The organism is Leptospira adleri (assembly GCF_002811985.1).
GTDB lineage: Bacteria > Spirochaetota > Leptospiria > Leptospirales > Leptospiraceae > Leptospira > Leptospira adleri.
In genome coordinates this window covers 1-14448 of sequence record NZ_NPDU01000095.1, presented here as the reverse complement: position 1 = coordinate 14448, position 14448 = coordinate 1, and the positions used below count along the sequence as shown (strand labels likewise).

17 protein-coding genes are annotated in these 14448 nt (G+C 44.0%); 13 read left to right on the top strand and 4 right to left on the bottom strand.

Annotated elements, in window-relative coordinates:
- The first annotated feature begins 81 nt into the window (after positions 1-81).
- From CH376_RS21770 to CH376_RS21750, 4 genes are all read left to right on the top strand, one after another.
- A complete protein-coding gene (locus CH376_RS21770; protein ID WP_100785079.1) occupies positions 82-519 on the top strand; it encodes a Spy/CpxP family protein refolding chaperone in 438 nt (145 codons plus the stop codon).
- Positions 509-1060 (top strand): RNA polymerase sigma factor, encoded by a 552-nt coding sequence (locus CH376_RS21765; RefSeq protein ID WP_100785080.1) that lies wholly within the window; start codon positions 509-511, stop codon positions 1058-1060. Before CH376_RS21770 ends, CH376_RS21765 begins: the two co-directional genes overlap by 11 nt.
- Positions 1053-1322, top strand: coding sequence for a hypothetical protein (locus CH376_RS21760; protein ID WP_100785081.1), 270 nt, complete (start codon positions 1053-1055; stop codon positions 1320-1322). The genes CH376_RS21765 and CH376_RS21760 overlap by 8 nt, the downstream gene beginning before the upstream one ends.
- Positions 1323-1747: 425 nt before the next feature.
- Positions 1748-2119: a hypothetical protein gene (locus tag CH376_RS21750; protein ID WP_125231919.1), complete on the top strand. Its 372-nt coding sequence runs from the start codon at positions 1748-1750 to the stop codon at positions 2117-2119.
- Between the two features lie 97 nt (positions 2120-2216).
- Here CH376_RS21750 and CH376_RS21745 read toward each other — a convergent pair whose 3' ends face one another.
- From CH376_RS21745 to CH376_RS21735, 3 genes are read right to left on the bottom strand one after another with little or no spacing between them, the layout of a single operon-like run.
- Positions 2217-3089, bottom strand: a complete 873-nt coding sequence (locus CH376_RS21745; RefSeq protein ID WP_100785084.1) for an efflux RND transporter periplasmic adaptor subunit — start codon at positions 3087-3089, stop codon at positions 2217-2219.
- Between the two features lie 2 nt (positions 3090-3091).
- Positions 3092-5431, bottom strand: a complete 2340-nt coding sequence (locus tag CH376_RS21740) for an ABC transporter permease (RefSeq protein ID WP_243394695.1) — start codon at positions 5429-5431, stop codon at positions 3092-3094.
- Complete coding sequence (locus CH376_RS21735) at positions 5428-6156, bottom strand: ABC transporter ATP-binding protein (RefSeq protein ID WP_100785086.1); 729 nt, start codon at positions 6154-6156, stop codon at positions 5428-5430. Before CH376_RS21735 ends, CH376_RS21740 begins: the two co-directional genes overlap by 4 nt.
- Before the next feature lie 135 nt (positions 6157-6291).
- Between CH376_RS21735 and CH376_RS21730 the strand changes: the two genes are divergently transcribed.
- The 5 genes from CH376_RS21730 to CH376_RS21710 all read left to right on the top strand — a co-directional run bounded on the left by CH376_RS21730 (position 6292) and on the right by CH376_RS21710 (position 10481).
- A complete protein-coding gene (locus tag CH376_RS21730; protein ID WP_100785087.1) occupies positions 6292-7428 on the top strand; it encodes an AraC family transcriptional regulator in 1137 nt (378 codons plus the stop codon).
- 93 nt (positions 7429-7521) lie between these two features.
- Positions 7522-8412, top strand: a complete 891-nt coding sequence (locus CH376_RS21725) for a YHYH protein (protein WP_100785241.1) — start codon at positions 7522-7524, stop codon at positions 8410-8412.
- Positions 8399-8959, top strand: a complete 561-nt coding sequence (locus tag CH376_RS21720) for a toxin-antitoxin system YwqK family antitoxin (RefSeq protein WP_100785242.1) — start codon at positions 8399-8401, stop codon at positions 8957-8959. Before CH376_RS21725 ends, CH376_RS21720 begins: the two co-directional genes overlap by 14 nt.
- Before the next feature lie 10 nt (positions 8960-8969).
- Positions 8970-9713, top strand: a complete 744-nt coding sequence (locus CH376_RS21715; RefSeq protein WP_207767168.1) for an SCO family protein — start codon at positions 8970-8972, stop codon at positions 9711-9713.
- A 420-nt stretch (positions 9714-10133) separates the two neighbouring features.
- Positions 10134-10481, top strand: a complete 348-nt coding sequence (locus CH376_RS21710) for a single-stranded DNA-binding protein (protein WP_100785244.1) — start codon at positions 10134-10136, stop codon at positions 10479-10481.
- Between the two features lie 55 nt (positions 10482-10536).
- On the opposite strand, the gene CH376_RS21705 is transcribed toward CH376_RS21710, so the two are convergent.
- Positions 10537-11382 carry a bile acid:sodium symporter family protein gene (locus CH376_RS21705; RefSeq protein WP_100785088.1) on the bottom strand — a complete coding sequence of 282 codons (846 nt, stop codon included), beginning with the start codon at positions 11380-11382 and terminating at the stop codon, positions 10537-10539.
- A gap of 211 nt (positions 11383-11593) precedes the next feature.
- Here CH376_RS21705 and CH376_RS21700 point away from each other — a divergent pair, with 211 nt between their 5' ends.
- From CH376_RS21700 to CH376_RS21685, 4 genes are all read left to right on the top strand, one after another.
- Positions 11594-12157: a phosphoribosyl-AMP cyclohydrolase gene (locus tag CH376_RS21700; protein WP_100785089.1), complete on the top strand. Its 564-nt coding sequence runs from the start codon at positions 11594-11596 to the stop codon at positions 12155-12157.
- A gap of 57 nt (positions 12158-12214) precedes the next feature.
- Positions 12215-13231 (top strand): endolytic transglycosylase MltG, encoded by a 1017-nt coding sequence (gene mltG, locus CH376_RS21695; protein WP_100785090.1) that lies wholly within the window; start codon positions 12215-12217, stop codon positions 13229-13231.
- A 330-nt stretch (positions 13232-13561) separates the two neighbouring features.
- A complete protein-coding gene (locus CH376_RS21690) occupies positions 13562-13819 on the top strand; it encodes a hypothetical protein (protein ID WP_100785091.1) in 258 nt (85 codons plus the stop codon).
- A 315-nt stretch (positions 13820-14134) separates the two neighbouring features.
- The coding region (locus CH376_RS21685; RefSeq protein ID WP_207769151.1) for a sugar phosphate nucleotidyltransferase at positions 14135-14448 on the top strand (314 nt) is incomplete at its 3' end.

The following is a 14448-nucleotide window of genomic DNA, read 5'->3' as shown; positions in this document are numbered from 1 at the left end:
GAATTTTTCGACTTCTTATTAAAAAAATTGGAACCTGGGTTTGCCCTTTTGGTCTGAGGATTAGAAAATGGGAGGAATCCAATGAAAGGATTTTTTAAAGTTTCCGGTCTGATTCTTGTAGTCGCGGCGTTATTAGCGGGGGGATGTAGATTTTATAAATCTCCCGAGAAGAGAGCCGAGTTCGTAGTGAAGAAGATCAGTTCGGAATTGGATCTAAACGATTCTCAAAAGAAAGAACTCAATCGTATCAAAGACGAAGTTCTTAACAAGAGAAAAGAACTGAAACTGGAAGGACCTAGAATTCCTGCCGAAGCCCTTGCGGAGTTTCGTCAGCCGACTTTGGATGAAAAAAAGATAAACAAGTCGTTCGAATTGGAGATGGGCAAGATGACGGAGATGAGACAATTCATGACAAAAAAAGCGCTTGAGTTTCATGCGATTCTCACTCCAGACCAAAGAAATAAATTTGTGGATTTGATAACAGAGTTTCAAAAGAAACATCATCACCATGATGACTGAATCTGAATTTACAGATATCGTTAGTTCCACTAGGGACATTGTCCTCTCTGCGATTGAAAAAAACCTCGCAGAGAGGTTTTCTTATGCCATCGACGACGTGGCGCAGGAAACCTATTTTCGCGCGTACAAAGCCTTAAAAAAAGATCAGTTTCGCAAAGAATCAAAACTGAGCACTTGGTTATACGCGATCGCCAGAAACGAATCCCTGAGAATGAACGATAAATTAAAAAGAGAAGAAGAGCGCGCCGAGAAATTGGCCCGCTCTAAAAAACCGGAAGACTTTATCACTAAGAATTCTAACCTGAACGGAAAGTCGGGGGACGCGGAGAGCAATTCGCAGGAAGTGATCGGATTACTTCGTTCGCTTTTGGTAAAAATTCCCGATAAGTACAGAAGAGTTTTGGAATTTTATATGGCCGGTTATACGGAAAAACAAATCGCGGAAACCATGGGAGTAAAACCGGGAACGGTAAAGTCCAGAGCCGCGAGAGGCAAAGAGATGATGAAAAGAGTTGGAACAAAGGAGAAATTTTATGAATAATCATAATCCCTCTCCTATGAAGGGAGAGATTTTAAAAAGAAAGCAGAATCAAGATTGGGTGAAGCAAATTTCGTCTAACGTGGTTCGAAGGGACAAAAGAGAAACCAGAAACAAAAGAATCGTCGGCGCTTCGTTTGCTCTCTTTTTAGGTTTGAGCACTTACCTGGGGGTTTGGATTCAGGATTCCTTTTTGGATTCTCGGGATCAAGACCTGTTGAGCATCGGAGTTTTTGAAGAATTGGAAGAGGCTTTCAATCGCTGAGCGGAAAACTTCTTCTCGTTTTCGCCTTTTTCCTCTAAGCCGGATCTTTCCGGCATTTCCTTTTTCGAAAGGAAATCATCCGCTTTCGATCCCCGATGACACAAAAGAGCTTTTGAAATTTATATTCTTTCTCGAATCGGAATTGATGGATTCAATTTTAAGAATGTGTTTTTCCGTTTGTCTTCGGGTTTTATTCTTCTAACGCTAAAATTGCACGAGAGTTCTTTGCTTTTCGGCGAACATATTTTTGAAAGATATCACTCCGATTTTGCAAGAAAACGGACTTGAAGTCCGAGTCCAATCTTTTTTACGGCAAACGCTTTGTCGGAACAAGTAAAAACGTATTCTTTAAATTCTTGATTTTCCGATCTAAAAAAATCCAGGGATTGAATCTGTTTTCCGTCTTTCTCTTTCAGGAGGATTTTATGTTAGATTTTTTGAATCGATTCGGATCCTTAAAACGGGAAAAATTTCCTGAGGGAATCGAAACGGCGGACGGAGGTTGGGAAGGCGCGATCCTAGTCTGTTCTCAGTGCGCGGCAAAAATTCCGGGAGAAAGTTTTTTAGGCAAGAGCAGAATCAAGAACGAGCTGAAGTTTCAGATTCGATCCGAAAAAATCGACGGAATACGGATTCTCGAAGTGTCTTGTCTGAACGTTTGCGAAAAAAATAAGATCGCCGTTGCAAATACGTTTTCTTCACAAACGGGCGAAAGGATCGCAATCGTACCCCCTAAAACGACGGCAAGACAGATTCTGAATTTTTTCGGGATCTCGAAAAACGAAACGGACTTTTGAACGTTTAAAATCCGTATTTGTTTTATTTATCTCTCGGTCATTTCGTTTAGTATATTGGTAAATAATAATATACTAAACTTTTCGCGACCGGTTCGTTTTATCGGATCTTCGATCCTTCTTGAATGCCTTCTCCGGGATAAAGAATCACTTCGTCTCCTTCTTTCAAGCCGTCCGTTATCAATGCGCTTTCTCCGCTTCTGGCTTCCATCTTTACCTTGGTTTTTTTTGCCTTGTTTTTCAAAACCTGGAAGACAAACCAATCTTCTCCTTCTCGAAACAATGCGGCGGTGGGAGCTATGATTTGATTTTCTTTTTTGTCGCTTATTATTTTGCAACGGACTTGAAACCCTTCGCCCATTTCCGACGGGGGAGTGAAGTCCACGATCGCTCTGACTCTTTGTTCTTCCACGCCCAAGGAGGAAATTTTTGTAAACGCGGCTGGTTCCACCAATCGTAATGTTCCTTCCAACTTTCCGCCTCCCCAGCCCTCGATCTCGACGGGATTTCCCGGATGAAGATGAACCGCTTCTTGTGTCAGAACTTCCGCGGCGATTTCCATACGGTCGGTGTTTCCCACCTCCAAAAGAGGGGCCCCCATTTCGATCGGACCCTCGCTTTCTCGAATTACCTTCAGCACCTTACCGGCGATAGGCGAATTTACCGGTCGGTCAAAGTCCCATTTTACGATCGCGAGGATTTCACCTTTGTCGACGGATTCGCCCGCGTGTTTATGGATTCTTTTTAGAATTCCGCTTACGGGCGAATAGATCGTAAACTTTTCCCGAACCCTTGTGGTTCCTTCCTCTTCGACGATTTGCTGATACGTGCCTCTGATCACCTTCGCGGTCTCCGAAACGACCGGTTTCGGTTTTAATAAAAACCATAAGAATAAAACGAGAATTCCAATGCCTACTCCGATTCTGAATTTTTGATTCGAAACGATCGGCTTCCAGTCTTCTTTTAAATTCATAACTATTCCCTTATTTTTAGGATCGATAAAAGATCCATCGTTTTGATTTTTGAATATAGAATAAAATAACTCAGTACGGAGGTTCCCAACGTCATCAGGATCGCTACGACATAGGTTCGATACGAAATGATCAGAGGAATTTTGAATCCTTCCGTCTCAACCGTGGTCATCAAAAGATAAGCGAAAGAATATCCCAACACGCAGCCGATCGGAAGAGAAGCGATGATTTCGACTCCTAATTCTCCGGCTAATATCCTAAAAACTTCCTTTCTCGTAAATCCGAGTATCCTCAAACTTCCGAGTTCGAAAATTCTTTCGGATAAGGAAATCATCGCCGTGTTGTAGACGACGCCGACTGAAATTACCGACGCGAATATAAAGAGAATGACGGTGGTCGCGAGAGTGCTTCGCGACATCGTGTCCGTGAACACCTTGAGGCTTCCGGCTCGCGTGGAAACCCCCGAAATTTTCGGAACGTCTTTCAGTCTGGACAATAAGGCGGATTCTTCTTTTGCGTCGGTTCGTAACGCGATGAGATTGACGCTTTCCCCTTCGCCTAACAGTTGATTGACGGAGTTGAGATCCATATAGGCCCCTTGGCCTAAAAGTTCTTCGACCAACCCGTCGACTCGGACCGCGATTTTTTTTCGGTTCCCTTCCAGAATTTCCATTTGAATCTGAGAACCGGTTTTGATCTTCATTTTTTCGGCGACTCCGGAATTCAAAAAAACTCCGGAACTCGGAGGCGTGAGAATATTTCTTTTCTTTCCTACAAGCCTTCTCAGTTCCGCGTTATCCGGAATCCCCTGCAAAGCCATCTCTTTGGAAAGATGTCCTACACGAATCCGAATCGGAATCATCCTATAACCTTCCGCCGATAGAACCGCGGGGTCCTTTTGAAGATCGTCGACCGCGGTTTTGGAAACCGGTCCTAAAAAGGAAACCGTTATGGATTCCCTCTGGAGAAGATCGAACTGAATTTCGATCATCGCATTCACCGCGTCCCGCGAGAACATTCCTAAGACCATAATCATCACGGACGTCGAAATCCCGAGTATCGCAATCAGGGTCCTCGCCGGTCTTCTCGTGAGGTTCCTCAAAATCATCCGAGTTTGTGTCGATAACGTCTTCGTATAAGTTTCGATCCAGTTTTTTTGAAAACTCATAGGAACCGGAGGACGCATCGCCTGCGCCGGATCCAATTTGAGAACTCTGAAGATGGAATAAGTGGTTCCTAACGCGCCGGCAAGGATTCCGATCAAAATTCCGAATAACCCCAAGGAAGGATGGAAGATATAAACGAGATGCGGAAATCGATAATACTCCGAATAAAGATTTCTCATCGCGTCGCCGAGCCAGATTCCCACCAATACCCCTAAAAAGGAACCGAGTCCGCTGATCACCGAAATGATCTTAAGATAATGAAGAGCGATTTCTATATTCGAATATCCTAATGCTTTTAAGGTCGCGATCTGTTCCCTTTCCTTCGAGATGATTCTCGTCGAGACGATATGGAGCAGGAAAGCCGCGACTCCTAGAAAAATCATCGGCAGAGAGTAGGCCATCGTTTTGAGCTGTTTGAATTCGTCTCGGAGAAAAGAATGGGACGGAAGTTTGTCCCGATCATAGGCGCCGTATCCTCCGTATGGTTCCAAAATCTCGTCGATCCTTTTGAGCACGGACGTCCTCTGCGCTTCGGGCGCGAACGTAAAAACCGCGTCGTTGAACGCGCCCACCATTCCGAAGGCGTTCTCCATTCCCTTACGATCCATCCAGAGAATTCCGAAATGTTTATCGTCCGGAAGAGGATTGGTTCCGCGAAAGATATAAACGTATTCGGGAGAGAGTGCGATTCCGCTTACGGTAAGAATTTTTTTCTCTCCCTGCAAAATTCCTACGATCCGATTTCCGGGGATTAACTTATTTGCGAAAGCGAAGGCTTCGCTTAACAAAACTTCGTTGTCGCCTTTGGGAAATCTCCCGGAACGAAGATGAGGAACGTTGATTCCCTGAGATAAGGAAACGAATCTTCCCGACGTAGGAAGGGTTTCATTCGGAATATCTAATACAGCTTCCTGTACGATTCTGGAACGGATCGTTCCCACTCCCGGAACGTCGACGAGATTTTGAAGAACGGATTCCGGCGCCCTTTTTAGGGAAACGAACCCCTGCGCGAAGTAAGCGGAAGAATAGAACTTTTCGCGCGCCGAAAAAAGGGAATCGTAGGCGCTCCTCGAAGCCACAAAAACCCCGACTCCCGCCGCGACCACCAGAGCGATCGTGATTCCCTGCGCTTTGAGGGATTTCATTTCTCGAAAAACTTTTAGATCGAGAGTTTTCACCAGTTCAATTCTTCCGTAGTTTTTTTTCGGGAATTCTTTTTATTGGAAACGATGGTTCCGTCCCTCATTTCCACGATCCGGTCCGCCATCTGCGCGATCGTCGCGTTATGCGTGATTACTACCGTCGTCGTTCCCAATTCTAAATTTACTTTTGAAATCGCGTCCAGAACGACCCTTCCCGTTTTGAAGTCGAGAGCTCCGGTCGGTTCGTCGCAGAGAAGTACGTCCGGTCTTTTGGCGATCGCCCTTGCGATCGCGACCCTCTGCTGTTCTCCTCCGGACATCTGCGCGGGGAAATGATCCTTTCTTTCGAGAAGGCCCACGAGTTCAAGCGCCTCTTCGGAGGTCATAGGATGGGAACTGAGTTCGGTGACCAAGGATACGTTTTCCAACGCGGTAAGACTCGGAATTAGATTATAAAATTGGAATACGAATCCCACGTGATCCCTTCTATAGAGCGTAAGACTTTCGTCGTCAGTGGAAAACAAATCGTGATCTTGAAATCGAACTTCTCCCGAGGTGGGCGTGTCAAGGCCTCCTAAAATATTCAGCAAAGTGGATTTGCCCGAACCGGAGGGTCCTAAAAGAACCACAAATTCTCCGGAACGAAGTTCTAAGTCCACGCCGTGAAGAGCGGGAACTTCGATCTCTCCCATCTTGTAGATCTTTCCGATTTTTTTAGCTTCGAATACGAGCTCTGTTTTTTTCTGATTCTTTTGGGACATTGCGGTGAGTCATTCTGTCGTTTTTCGGGGCTTGAGAAAAGAAAAATAATTTTCTTACGGCTTGATTTACATCATCGAATTTTTATCGTCTCCGTTATCAGCTTCCATCTTTTCAAAAGGAAATAGTTTCACTTTATGCCGTCTGTTGGTCCGCCACATCCGCCGCCCGGTTTTCCGATTCCTCCGGTTTCGTTGACGATCACCGTTTTCGCGATCTTCGTCCTTTGGTTTAAAAGACATCGTTTTTCCTTCGATCGATGGTTCGTCTTTTTTCTGTTAGCTTTGAGTTGTCTTCACTTTGCTCATATCTTGGGAAGAATTTTCGGAAGATCGTATTTTGATTTTTTTCACATTCCGCAACTTCTTCTGGGTCCGTTATTCTATCTTTATCTGAAAGATCTCATCGGGGTCGGAGTAAAAAAGAAGGATTGGTTTCATCTTCTTCCGTATCTCGTTTTTGTGTTTTTATTTTTTGGTTTTAGAATTTCGGAAGAATCGCGCTGGTTGTCCGATCTTTTTTTCGGTCCGGAAGGCTGGGTCTTAAAACGGTTCACCTTTGTTTCTTTGTCTTTCTATTCCGTCTTTAGTTATTATAAGATCCGCAAAACGGAGAAGGAACCTGTGAATCCCGCGATCGAATCCTTACGGTTCGGTTGGTTGAAATTTTTGATCGTTCTCGTGTTTCTGATTTTGGTTTATCGGAGCGTATCTTTTATTTGGAACGGAATTTCCGATTCTTCTTTCGAAACGATTCTACCGCCGATTCGAGGATACGATATTCTTATCTTTACGATCCTGTTTTCTCTTTTCGGAGTTCGTCAGAGTATGATTCATTCGGCGTGGCTTCTTGGGCAGAACGATTCTTATCCGCTCGTTAAAAAAAAGAAGTACGAACGATCAGGTTTGGAATTCGAAAAATTAAAAGAATACACGACCTTGATAAAAGAACTGATGGACCGGAAAAAACCGTATCGAAACGGAGAATTCTCCTTGGATCAGTTGGCTGAAGAATTGAACGTACCGCGCGCTCACATCACGCAGGCGCTGAGCGAGGTTTTGGAAACGAATTTCTACAATTTCGTGAACGAATACAGAGTTCTGGAATTCATTCGGCTTTTGAATTCTTCTTCGGATGAAAAAAACGGAGTTCTGCATTTGGCTTTCGAAGCGGGTTTTAATTCCAAGTCCACGTTCAATCAGTCTTTTAAAAGAATCATGGGAACGACTCCTTCCCTTTATATCTCGGAAAAAAAACAAAAAAAAGAGTCTTAGCCGATTTGTTCGGTCGACGATTTTCGTCCACTGCCTTATACTCAAGTGCCATAAATTCATGCGTCTCAAGGCGCCTTGAGAAAAGGGGAAAAAATGATTCAAAAAACGATTCTGATACTTATGTTAAGTCTTTCTTTTTTACTTTGTAAGAAGGACGAAAAAAACGACGATCTCACGATCGCAACTTTGGGAATCATCGCGAGCACCGGTTTTTGCAACGGCACACTGGCGACCACCGGAACCGGTGTTTCCAAAGCAACGGCTACGATCGATTCTTCTTCCGGTTGTGTTACCGGCGTGACGACATGTATGGACTCGGCGCTCCCATCCTGGATCAAAAACAATTTTAAATGTTCTACGGCTTACGTTTCCGGAAATTCCTACGTCTTCAAATCCCAGAACGTTCCGAACACAAAAAGTTACTACTACGGTTCCAGTTCTCCTTTGTTCGAAGCTCTTCCCGGCGGCAATACTCCTGCGGGGACCAATTCCATTTCCGCTCAGAAATTGGTTTATGCGATTCCTTCCACGCCTGCGAAAGGAACGGGAACCGTGAGTACTCAGGGCGGACTCGTTGCCATCGGTATCACGGTAAACGGTCTTGCGATTTTCAACAACGCCGCGGCTCCTCCCGATAATCTTTCGGTCGAAGCGCTGACCTTTGACAACTTCGGCGGTCACCCTCAAAACCAAGGCGTTTATCATCACCACGCGGCGGTTACAAAAGTAAGCAATAACGACGCGAATTTGATCGGAATCATTTTGGACGGTTATGCGATTTACGGTGAAAAATGCGATAATGGAACGGCCGCAACGGGGGATGATTTCACTCCTACATTAGATTCTTTGCATGGACATACCGCGGTTACGACTCATTTTTCGACTCCTACCTATCACTACCACTACGTATTGGATGCGACCGCAACGATCAAAACTCTAATGGGTTCTTACTTTTACGGCGTCATTGGAAGTGTTTCTAACTAAATCGCTTTCGATCTTTTTCGTTTTCTTGACGGCCCTCTTTGCGATCGGTTGTCAAGGAGGCGATACGATCGAGTATTCCGACCCGAACCTTGCCTTGTTTAAGGATAAGGTTTACTATAAACAAAAACCTTTCAACGGACTTATCCGAAGGGACCTGCCCGCATTGGATGAAATTCAAACGACCGAGTTCAAAGACGGACTCGAAGACGGAACCTATATTTCGCAAAACGGAAGCGGTTTCGTTTTGGAGAAGAGGACTTTCAAAGAAGGACTCAAAGTTGGAGTTCACCGTTCTTGGTATCGAAACGGGAAGAATCGTTTTTATGCGGAATTCAATTCCGGCAAATATATCAACGATCACTGGGAATGGTATGACAACGGAAAACCGTCTCTCTACGAAAAGTTCGACGAGAACAGCAAGCTGATCGTCGTGAAAAAGTGGAATCGTAGCGGACAAATCTATATGAATACGGTCATCGCGAGCGACGGAAGTTCCGTCGGACTACCCGGAAGTAAAATTTGCGAGCCTATCAAAAAAACGGATTAGAAAAAAGAATATGATAAAAATTTTATATAGTCTCCTGATTCTTCTTTTTGCGACTGCCTGCGACGAAAAGAAGGAAACCTTTTATCCGGAGTTGACTTATTCTTCTTCTCCGAAGGATGGAATTCTTCCTTATTTTAAAAGCGACGTGATGGATCCTTTTTGGCCGGAAGAAAACGGAATCCTTCCCTCGGATCTTAAAAAAATTCCGGAGTTCTCGCTCGTTTCGCACGAAAATCAAGAATTCAATCTCAAAAATCTCAGGGAAAAATACACGTTGATCGTATTCTTCTACGCGAAGTGCAGAGGGATTTGTCCTATGATCACTCGGAATATGTTGAATTTTATTCCTAAGATCGAGGATCAAAAGGACGTTCAGATCGTTTCGATTTCCGTAAATCCAGAATTGGATACGGTCGACGTTCTGAAAAAATTCAGATCTCTTTATAAGATTTCGCAGAGCCGGTGGACGTTTCTTACGGGTTCTAAAAAAACGATCTTTAATCTTGCGAGAAACCAGTTCGGCGCGGATATAAAAGTAATCCAGGGAAAAGACGATCTCAACGATTTCGTTCATACCGAAAACGTCTATCTGATCGACCGAAAGAATTATCTTCGAGGGGTGTATCGCGCAAAAGGCACCGGAGATTTAGAAAGACTTTTGATCGAACTGAAAACTTTGAAGGAAGAGGACAAAAAGAATTCTTCCGTCGCGATTTCGAATCGATCGAACGAAGACCTTTTCTCCAAACCGTAAAAGAAATTTCGCAATAGCTCCTTCGAAGTCTTGCAATTCGTTCTATTTAACTTTTCGAAATACGGTTCCTTTCGGAGGAGTTTTCGCAGTTTCGGTTTTAGACGAGCTCTCATTTTTTAAATTCTGATTGGAGTTCCTGAATTTCGGGATCTGAGACCGGTTTTAAGGAAGAATTTTCCCGTCCATACATTGCCGCTTTGTTTGGAGAAGAATCGGAACGAAGGACGTTTCTTTTTTCGAGTTCTTATTGGAAAAGTATTCTGAAATTCGAATATTTTTTGAAAAAGGTCGGGCTGTTCAAGGACCGTAAAAAAAATAAATTCTTTGGAAAAAAATTCTTAAATCCGGTCCGTTGTGTTTGAAACGGGAACCGTAAAGGTCGAGGGGGAAAAATTTCCCCGATTCAGAGGAGTAAAAACAATGAAAAACCTATCGCATATCATTCTGGACGGAAATCTCACGGCCGATCCGGAACTCAAAACTCTCAACAGCGGAAAGAGCGTCGCCACTTTTACATTGGCGGTCAACCACGATCATCGATCCACGCCGGACGGAGAGGTCTCGTATATTGACATAGAAGCCTGGGAAAGGCAGGCTGAAAATTGCCACGAGTATCTTAAGAAGGGGAAAAAAGCGACCGTGATCGGAGAACTCAGGCAGGATCGTTGGAAGGCGCAGGATGGAGCCAATCGAAGTAAGATGAAGGTTGTGGTTCATACGGTCCGTTTCGATGGAATACCCGGTAAGAGGGAAAAAGAAGCGGCTTAAAAGTTCCTAAACGGGGGAGGATCGGAAGATTCTTCCTCGGACGAGAAGACCACCGTCAACTCGCAACATTCTTCCAGCGTCTCCAAAAAAAGGAGGCGGGCAGCGCCGCCAAATACATAAGAAATCCATAAAGTAGAATCGTGATTAAAACTCTTGGATCCCCCGTCCGCTCGTTTGCCAAGAGAAGAGCCAGAGATAAATTTCGGATTCCGCTCACGATTCCGATACTTCTTCTGTTTTCCGGTTTTTCCCGAAACAGATAGATTCCGTTCGTAAAGGAAAAACAAGTTACAAGAAGAATCGCGATCCAAATCGGGAATCCGAATTCTAAAATTTGTTCCCAGTATCGGAACGCGAGATAGAGAATCGAAAATCCAAGCGCAAGATTGCTTGTTCGGACCAGATAAGGAGACGCTCGAAAGGCGATGTCCTCTCTTTTTTTCCGGATCCAAAATCCGATTCCTAAAGGAAGTCCGAAGAAGACGAACCCGATCGCCAATAATTTGGGAAGAATCCGAAGCGCTTTTTCGAATTCGGAAACGGAACTTCCGGAATACAATGTGATCAGAAGCGGGGCCGTAAAAAGGCTCATAAAATTCAAAAGACTCAACATGGCGGCGCCGGTTCCAGGCGCGCCCTTTGCTTTTAAGATGAACAATCCAGCGGAAGCGCCACCTCCCGAACAAGCGCAGAGAAAAATTCCCAGGCTGATCGATGGAGAAAGTCGAAAAGTTTTGCATAAGAAAAATGCGACGAGAGGGAGGATAAAAAGATTCAGGAAACAAACCCCAAGTCCGGTCTTGAACATTTTCTTCGTGGAATCCAACTGTTCCTGCGTAAGTTCGAGTCCGAGGGAACTCATCGAAGACAAGGCAAGAAGAATGAGCGCGGCTTCTAACATGGATTCTCCGTAGTATTTTTCTTTCTATAATTTGCAATCAAAGATGCGGAGGCAGGTTCTTCCGAAGTCCAAGAAAAGTAGGAGTTCCTACTTTTTAACGACTCGGATTGAGCTTGTTCTTTTCGGAAGAAGAATCTAAAAACTTCTGTAAGAGTGGACTGTAAGTGAATTCGAAAAATTCTGGTTTGGAGTAGATTCTTTCGTAAAAGTTATGAGTTCCCGCAAAGTCACAGTCCTCCAAGTGCAAGTTCCCAAAAGAACGATTTCCTCCCTCATACGTTTCACCGAAGAGGATCTGGAAGATTATAGAAAAACGCTTCCTTCCGGAACTCGGGAAGAAGTCGATTGCGACGAGGATACGATTCTCTTTCTTCATTCCAGTTTTGAGCCCTTGGATCTTCAGAAAACGGAGGAGATCCTACAGCCTCCGAAAGGAGAGATGATTCCCGTCGTCGCGGTCGATCCGAACGGTGAAATTCTTATGCAGGCTTTTGGGAACGAGGAAAGTCAGAGATTGACCTCCGAAACGGGATACGCCCATTATTTCAGCCGTTCCCGGAATCAACTCTGGAAAAAAGGGGACACTTCGGGACATACTCAGAAAATTCTCCAGATTCTTGCGCCGAAGGACCGTTCCTTTTTGGTCTATCAAGTGGAACAGAAAGTGGCGGCCTGTCACGAAGGGTACTACAGTTGTTTTTTTAGAGAAAGAATGCCGGGAGGAGAATGGAATCTTCTTCCCGTCCCGAGAAATTTTCTTCCAGAAAAGAACTAAAATTGCATTCTGACCTTGAACTCATTTAAAAACCGGTCGAAGGAAATATAAGAACTTATGAATTTTAAAAAACTTCTGATTTTCGCGGGACTCTTTGTAGGAGTTCTTCTTTTGATCGCGGTTACGACTTTTTTCGTAGTGGATGAACTCAAAGGAGGAGCCGTCGGTTCCGGTCAGACGAAGTTGGATCTCCTCGTCGAATCCGGAGATACTCCGGGGAAGATCGTAGAAACACTTTCCACCCACGGAATGATCAAGTCCTCTAAATACTTTCTTTATCTCGTCCGTTTTACAAGAAGCGCCGGAAAGATCAAACAAGGGCTTTATGAAATCAACGATGGGATGGATTCTCGAAAGATTCTACAAGTGATTACGGAAGGAAAAGTAAAACTCGTAAACTTTACGATTCCGGAAGGTTATAACAACCGTCAGATTGGAGACCTTCTTACATCCAAAAAGATCATCTCTAAGAGACAGGATTTTTTACTCGCGGCGAGCGAACCCGAACTCTTGAGGGAATTTAAAATTCCGGCAACTTCCGCGGAAGGATATTTGTTTCCGGAAACTTACAGCATTCCTATCAACTTCCCGGTGGATAAGATCGTAAGAATGATGATCAAAAGATTCTATGTAAGAATCCAAAAGATCGAAAAAGCTAAAAATCTTTCCCCGGCGGAACTTCATAAATTTGTAATATTGGCTTCCGTCGTCGAAAGGGAGGCAAAGAGAAACGAGGAAAGACCTCTTATGGCGGGAGTTTTCAACAATCGTCTCAAAAGAGATATGCCTCTCGAATCCTGTGCGACGATTCAATATCTTTTTGACAAACCTCACAGTAGAATTTTTGAAAAAGATCTGAAGATCGTTTCTCCTTATAACACTTATCTGAACAAGGGTTTTCCTCCTGGGCCGATTTCCAATCCGGGCTTTCCCGCGCTCGAAGCCGCGTTCTATCCTAAAGAATCCGAATATCTTTTCTTTCTCTTAAAAGGCGACGGTTATCATTACTTTGCGAAAACATTGAAAGAACATTTGGAAGCGAAGAAAAAATACATAGACGTCCTTTACGATTGAAAAAGAAGAATTGTTCTTCAATATCTATTACGAGTCTTTTGAAGAATGATCTTTGAAATTGAATGGGATCAATCGTCGTCGTTAAGATTCTAAAAAGCGTTTTGACCGCTCTTGGAAGAAAATTCTTCTTTGGATTCGAAGTGCAAATCCTTCCGTAATCTTATCTCAAACGGACTTAAAGTCCGTTTGCAAGTTTTTTTGAAAAGAAATGCTTTGTCGGAACAATTTGTGCGGGAACTCCACAACTTGAAAAGAATGGATTTTGGATCTTAAAATTCTTCTGTACAGAAAACGAATTCTCTGACCGAATTAAAAAGTAAGGAATTCAAAATGGCAACTCCTGATTTAGAAATCAAAACAGTCACCCAAGAGCTGATGGAAGTTCAGAGGGCTCTCAACGTATTCCGAGAAAAACAGAAGAATCGGGAATCGCTCGATGACGCCGCCATCGAGTTCGTAACAAAGGCGGACCTCGTTATCCAGAGGGCCGAAAGAAAAGAGATTTTTTTGACGGAAGACCAGAAGAGAAAGATCAAGAACAATCTCCTTCGAATCAGAACCTCTCTTGTTCGAAACCAGGCTTCGTAGGAGTTCCTACAAAAAGGGACTAAGAATTCTTCTTGCAAAAAAAGAATTTCTGTGCTAAGGAAAGTTTCTCCCCGATTTCCCGCCGACCCACCACCACCACCCAACGAGGGTGGGGCGCGCGACTTTTCACAGCAAAGTTGTCGTAGTTGCGACAAATGCTTTCCAAAAATGAATCCGTTCTCTTTTAGAAATTTTTCTTTCTTCTGAATCGACCGTTTCTTCCTGCAAATTCTCCCGAATCTTCGTTCCAAATCCTTTTTGACACCGCAAGCCTGTAAAAATAGCCTATCTCCAGTGGAAAAGATTGAAGTTGGTGTGATCGCCGCGGCGGGCAAGGGGACCAGGGCCTATCCTAGGACGACCTACATTCCTAAGCCCTTGTTTGAATTTCAGGGAAAAACGATCCTGGAAAGAAACGTGGAACTCATGCAGACCACTTTCCGCGTCAAAAAGATTTATGTTCTCGTCGGCCATCTCAAAGAAATGGTCGTTTCCGAAATTGAAAAGATTCAAAGGAACCACCGCAACGTCGAAATCATACCTTCCCCCTGGACGACCAAGGGACTTGCGAGCGATATCGCGAGTTTAGAATCCCTGATCCATTCTCCTTTTATCACGATCTTAGGAGA

What these genes read in the sequence shown, in the direction of transcription:
- CH376_RS21700 (WP_100785089.1), top strand. Translation starts at nt 11,594, where the DNA reads ATGAGTTCCCGCAAAGTCACAGTCCTCCAAGTGCAAGTTCCCAAAAGA.
- CH376_RS21690 (WP_100785091.1), top strand. Translation starts at nt 13,562, where the DNA reads ATGGCAACTCCTGATTTAGAAATCAAAACAGTCACCCAAGAGCTGATG.
- CH376_RS21735 (WP_100785086.1), bottom strand. Translation starts at nt 6,156, where the DNA reads ATGTCCCAAAAGAATCAGAAAAAAACAGAGCTCGTATTCGAAGCTAAA.
- CH376_RS21765 (WP_100785080.1), top strand. Translation starts at nt 509, where the DNA reads ATGATGACTGAATCTGAATTTACAGATATCGTTAGTTCCACTAGGGAC.
- CH376_RS21705 (WP_100785088.1), bottom strand. Translation starts at nt 11,382, where the DNA reads ATGTTAGAAGCCGCGCTCATTCTTCTTGCCTTGTCTTCGATGAGTTCC.
- CH376_RS21730 (WP_100785087.1), top strand. Translation starts at nt 6,292, where the DNA reads ATGCCGTCTGTTGGTCCGCCACATCCGCCGCCCGGTTTTCCGATTCCT.
- CH376_RS21760 (WP_100785081.1), top strand. Translation starts at nt 1,053, where the DNA reads ATGAATAATCATAATCCCTCTCCTATGAAGGGAGAGATTTTAAAAAGA.
- mltG (WP_100785090.1), top strand. Translation starts at nt 12,215, where the DNA reads ATGAATTTTAAAAAACTTCTGATTTTCGCGGGACTCTTTGTAGGAGTT.
- CH376_RS21725 (WP_100785241.1), top strand. Translation starts at nt 7,522, where the DNA reads ATGATTCAAAAAACGATTCTGATACTTATGTTAAGTCTTTCTTTTTTA.
- CH376_RS21745 (WP_100785084.1), bottom strand. Translation starts at nt 3,089, where the DNA reads ATGAATTTAAAAGAAGACTGGAAGCCGATCGTTTCGAATCAAAAATTC.
- CH376_RS21715 (WP_207767168.1), top strand. Translation starts at nt 8,970, where the DNA reads ATGATAAAAATTTTATATAGTCTCCTGATTCTTCTTTTTGCGACTGCC.
- CH376_RS21710 (WP_100785244.1), top strand. Translation starts at nt 10,134, where the DNA reads ATGAAAAACCTATCGCATATCATTCTGGACGGAAATCTCACGGCCGAT.
- CH376_RS21750 (WP_125231919.1), top strand. Translation starts at nt 1,748, where the DNA reads ATGTTAGATTTTTTGAATCGATTCGGATCCTTAAAACGGGAAAAATTT.
- CH376_RS21770 (WP_100785079.1), top strand. Translation starts at nt 82, where the DNA reads ATGAAAGGATTTTTTAAAGTTTCCGGTCTGATTCTTGTAGTCGCGGCG.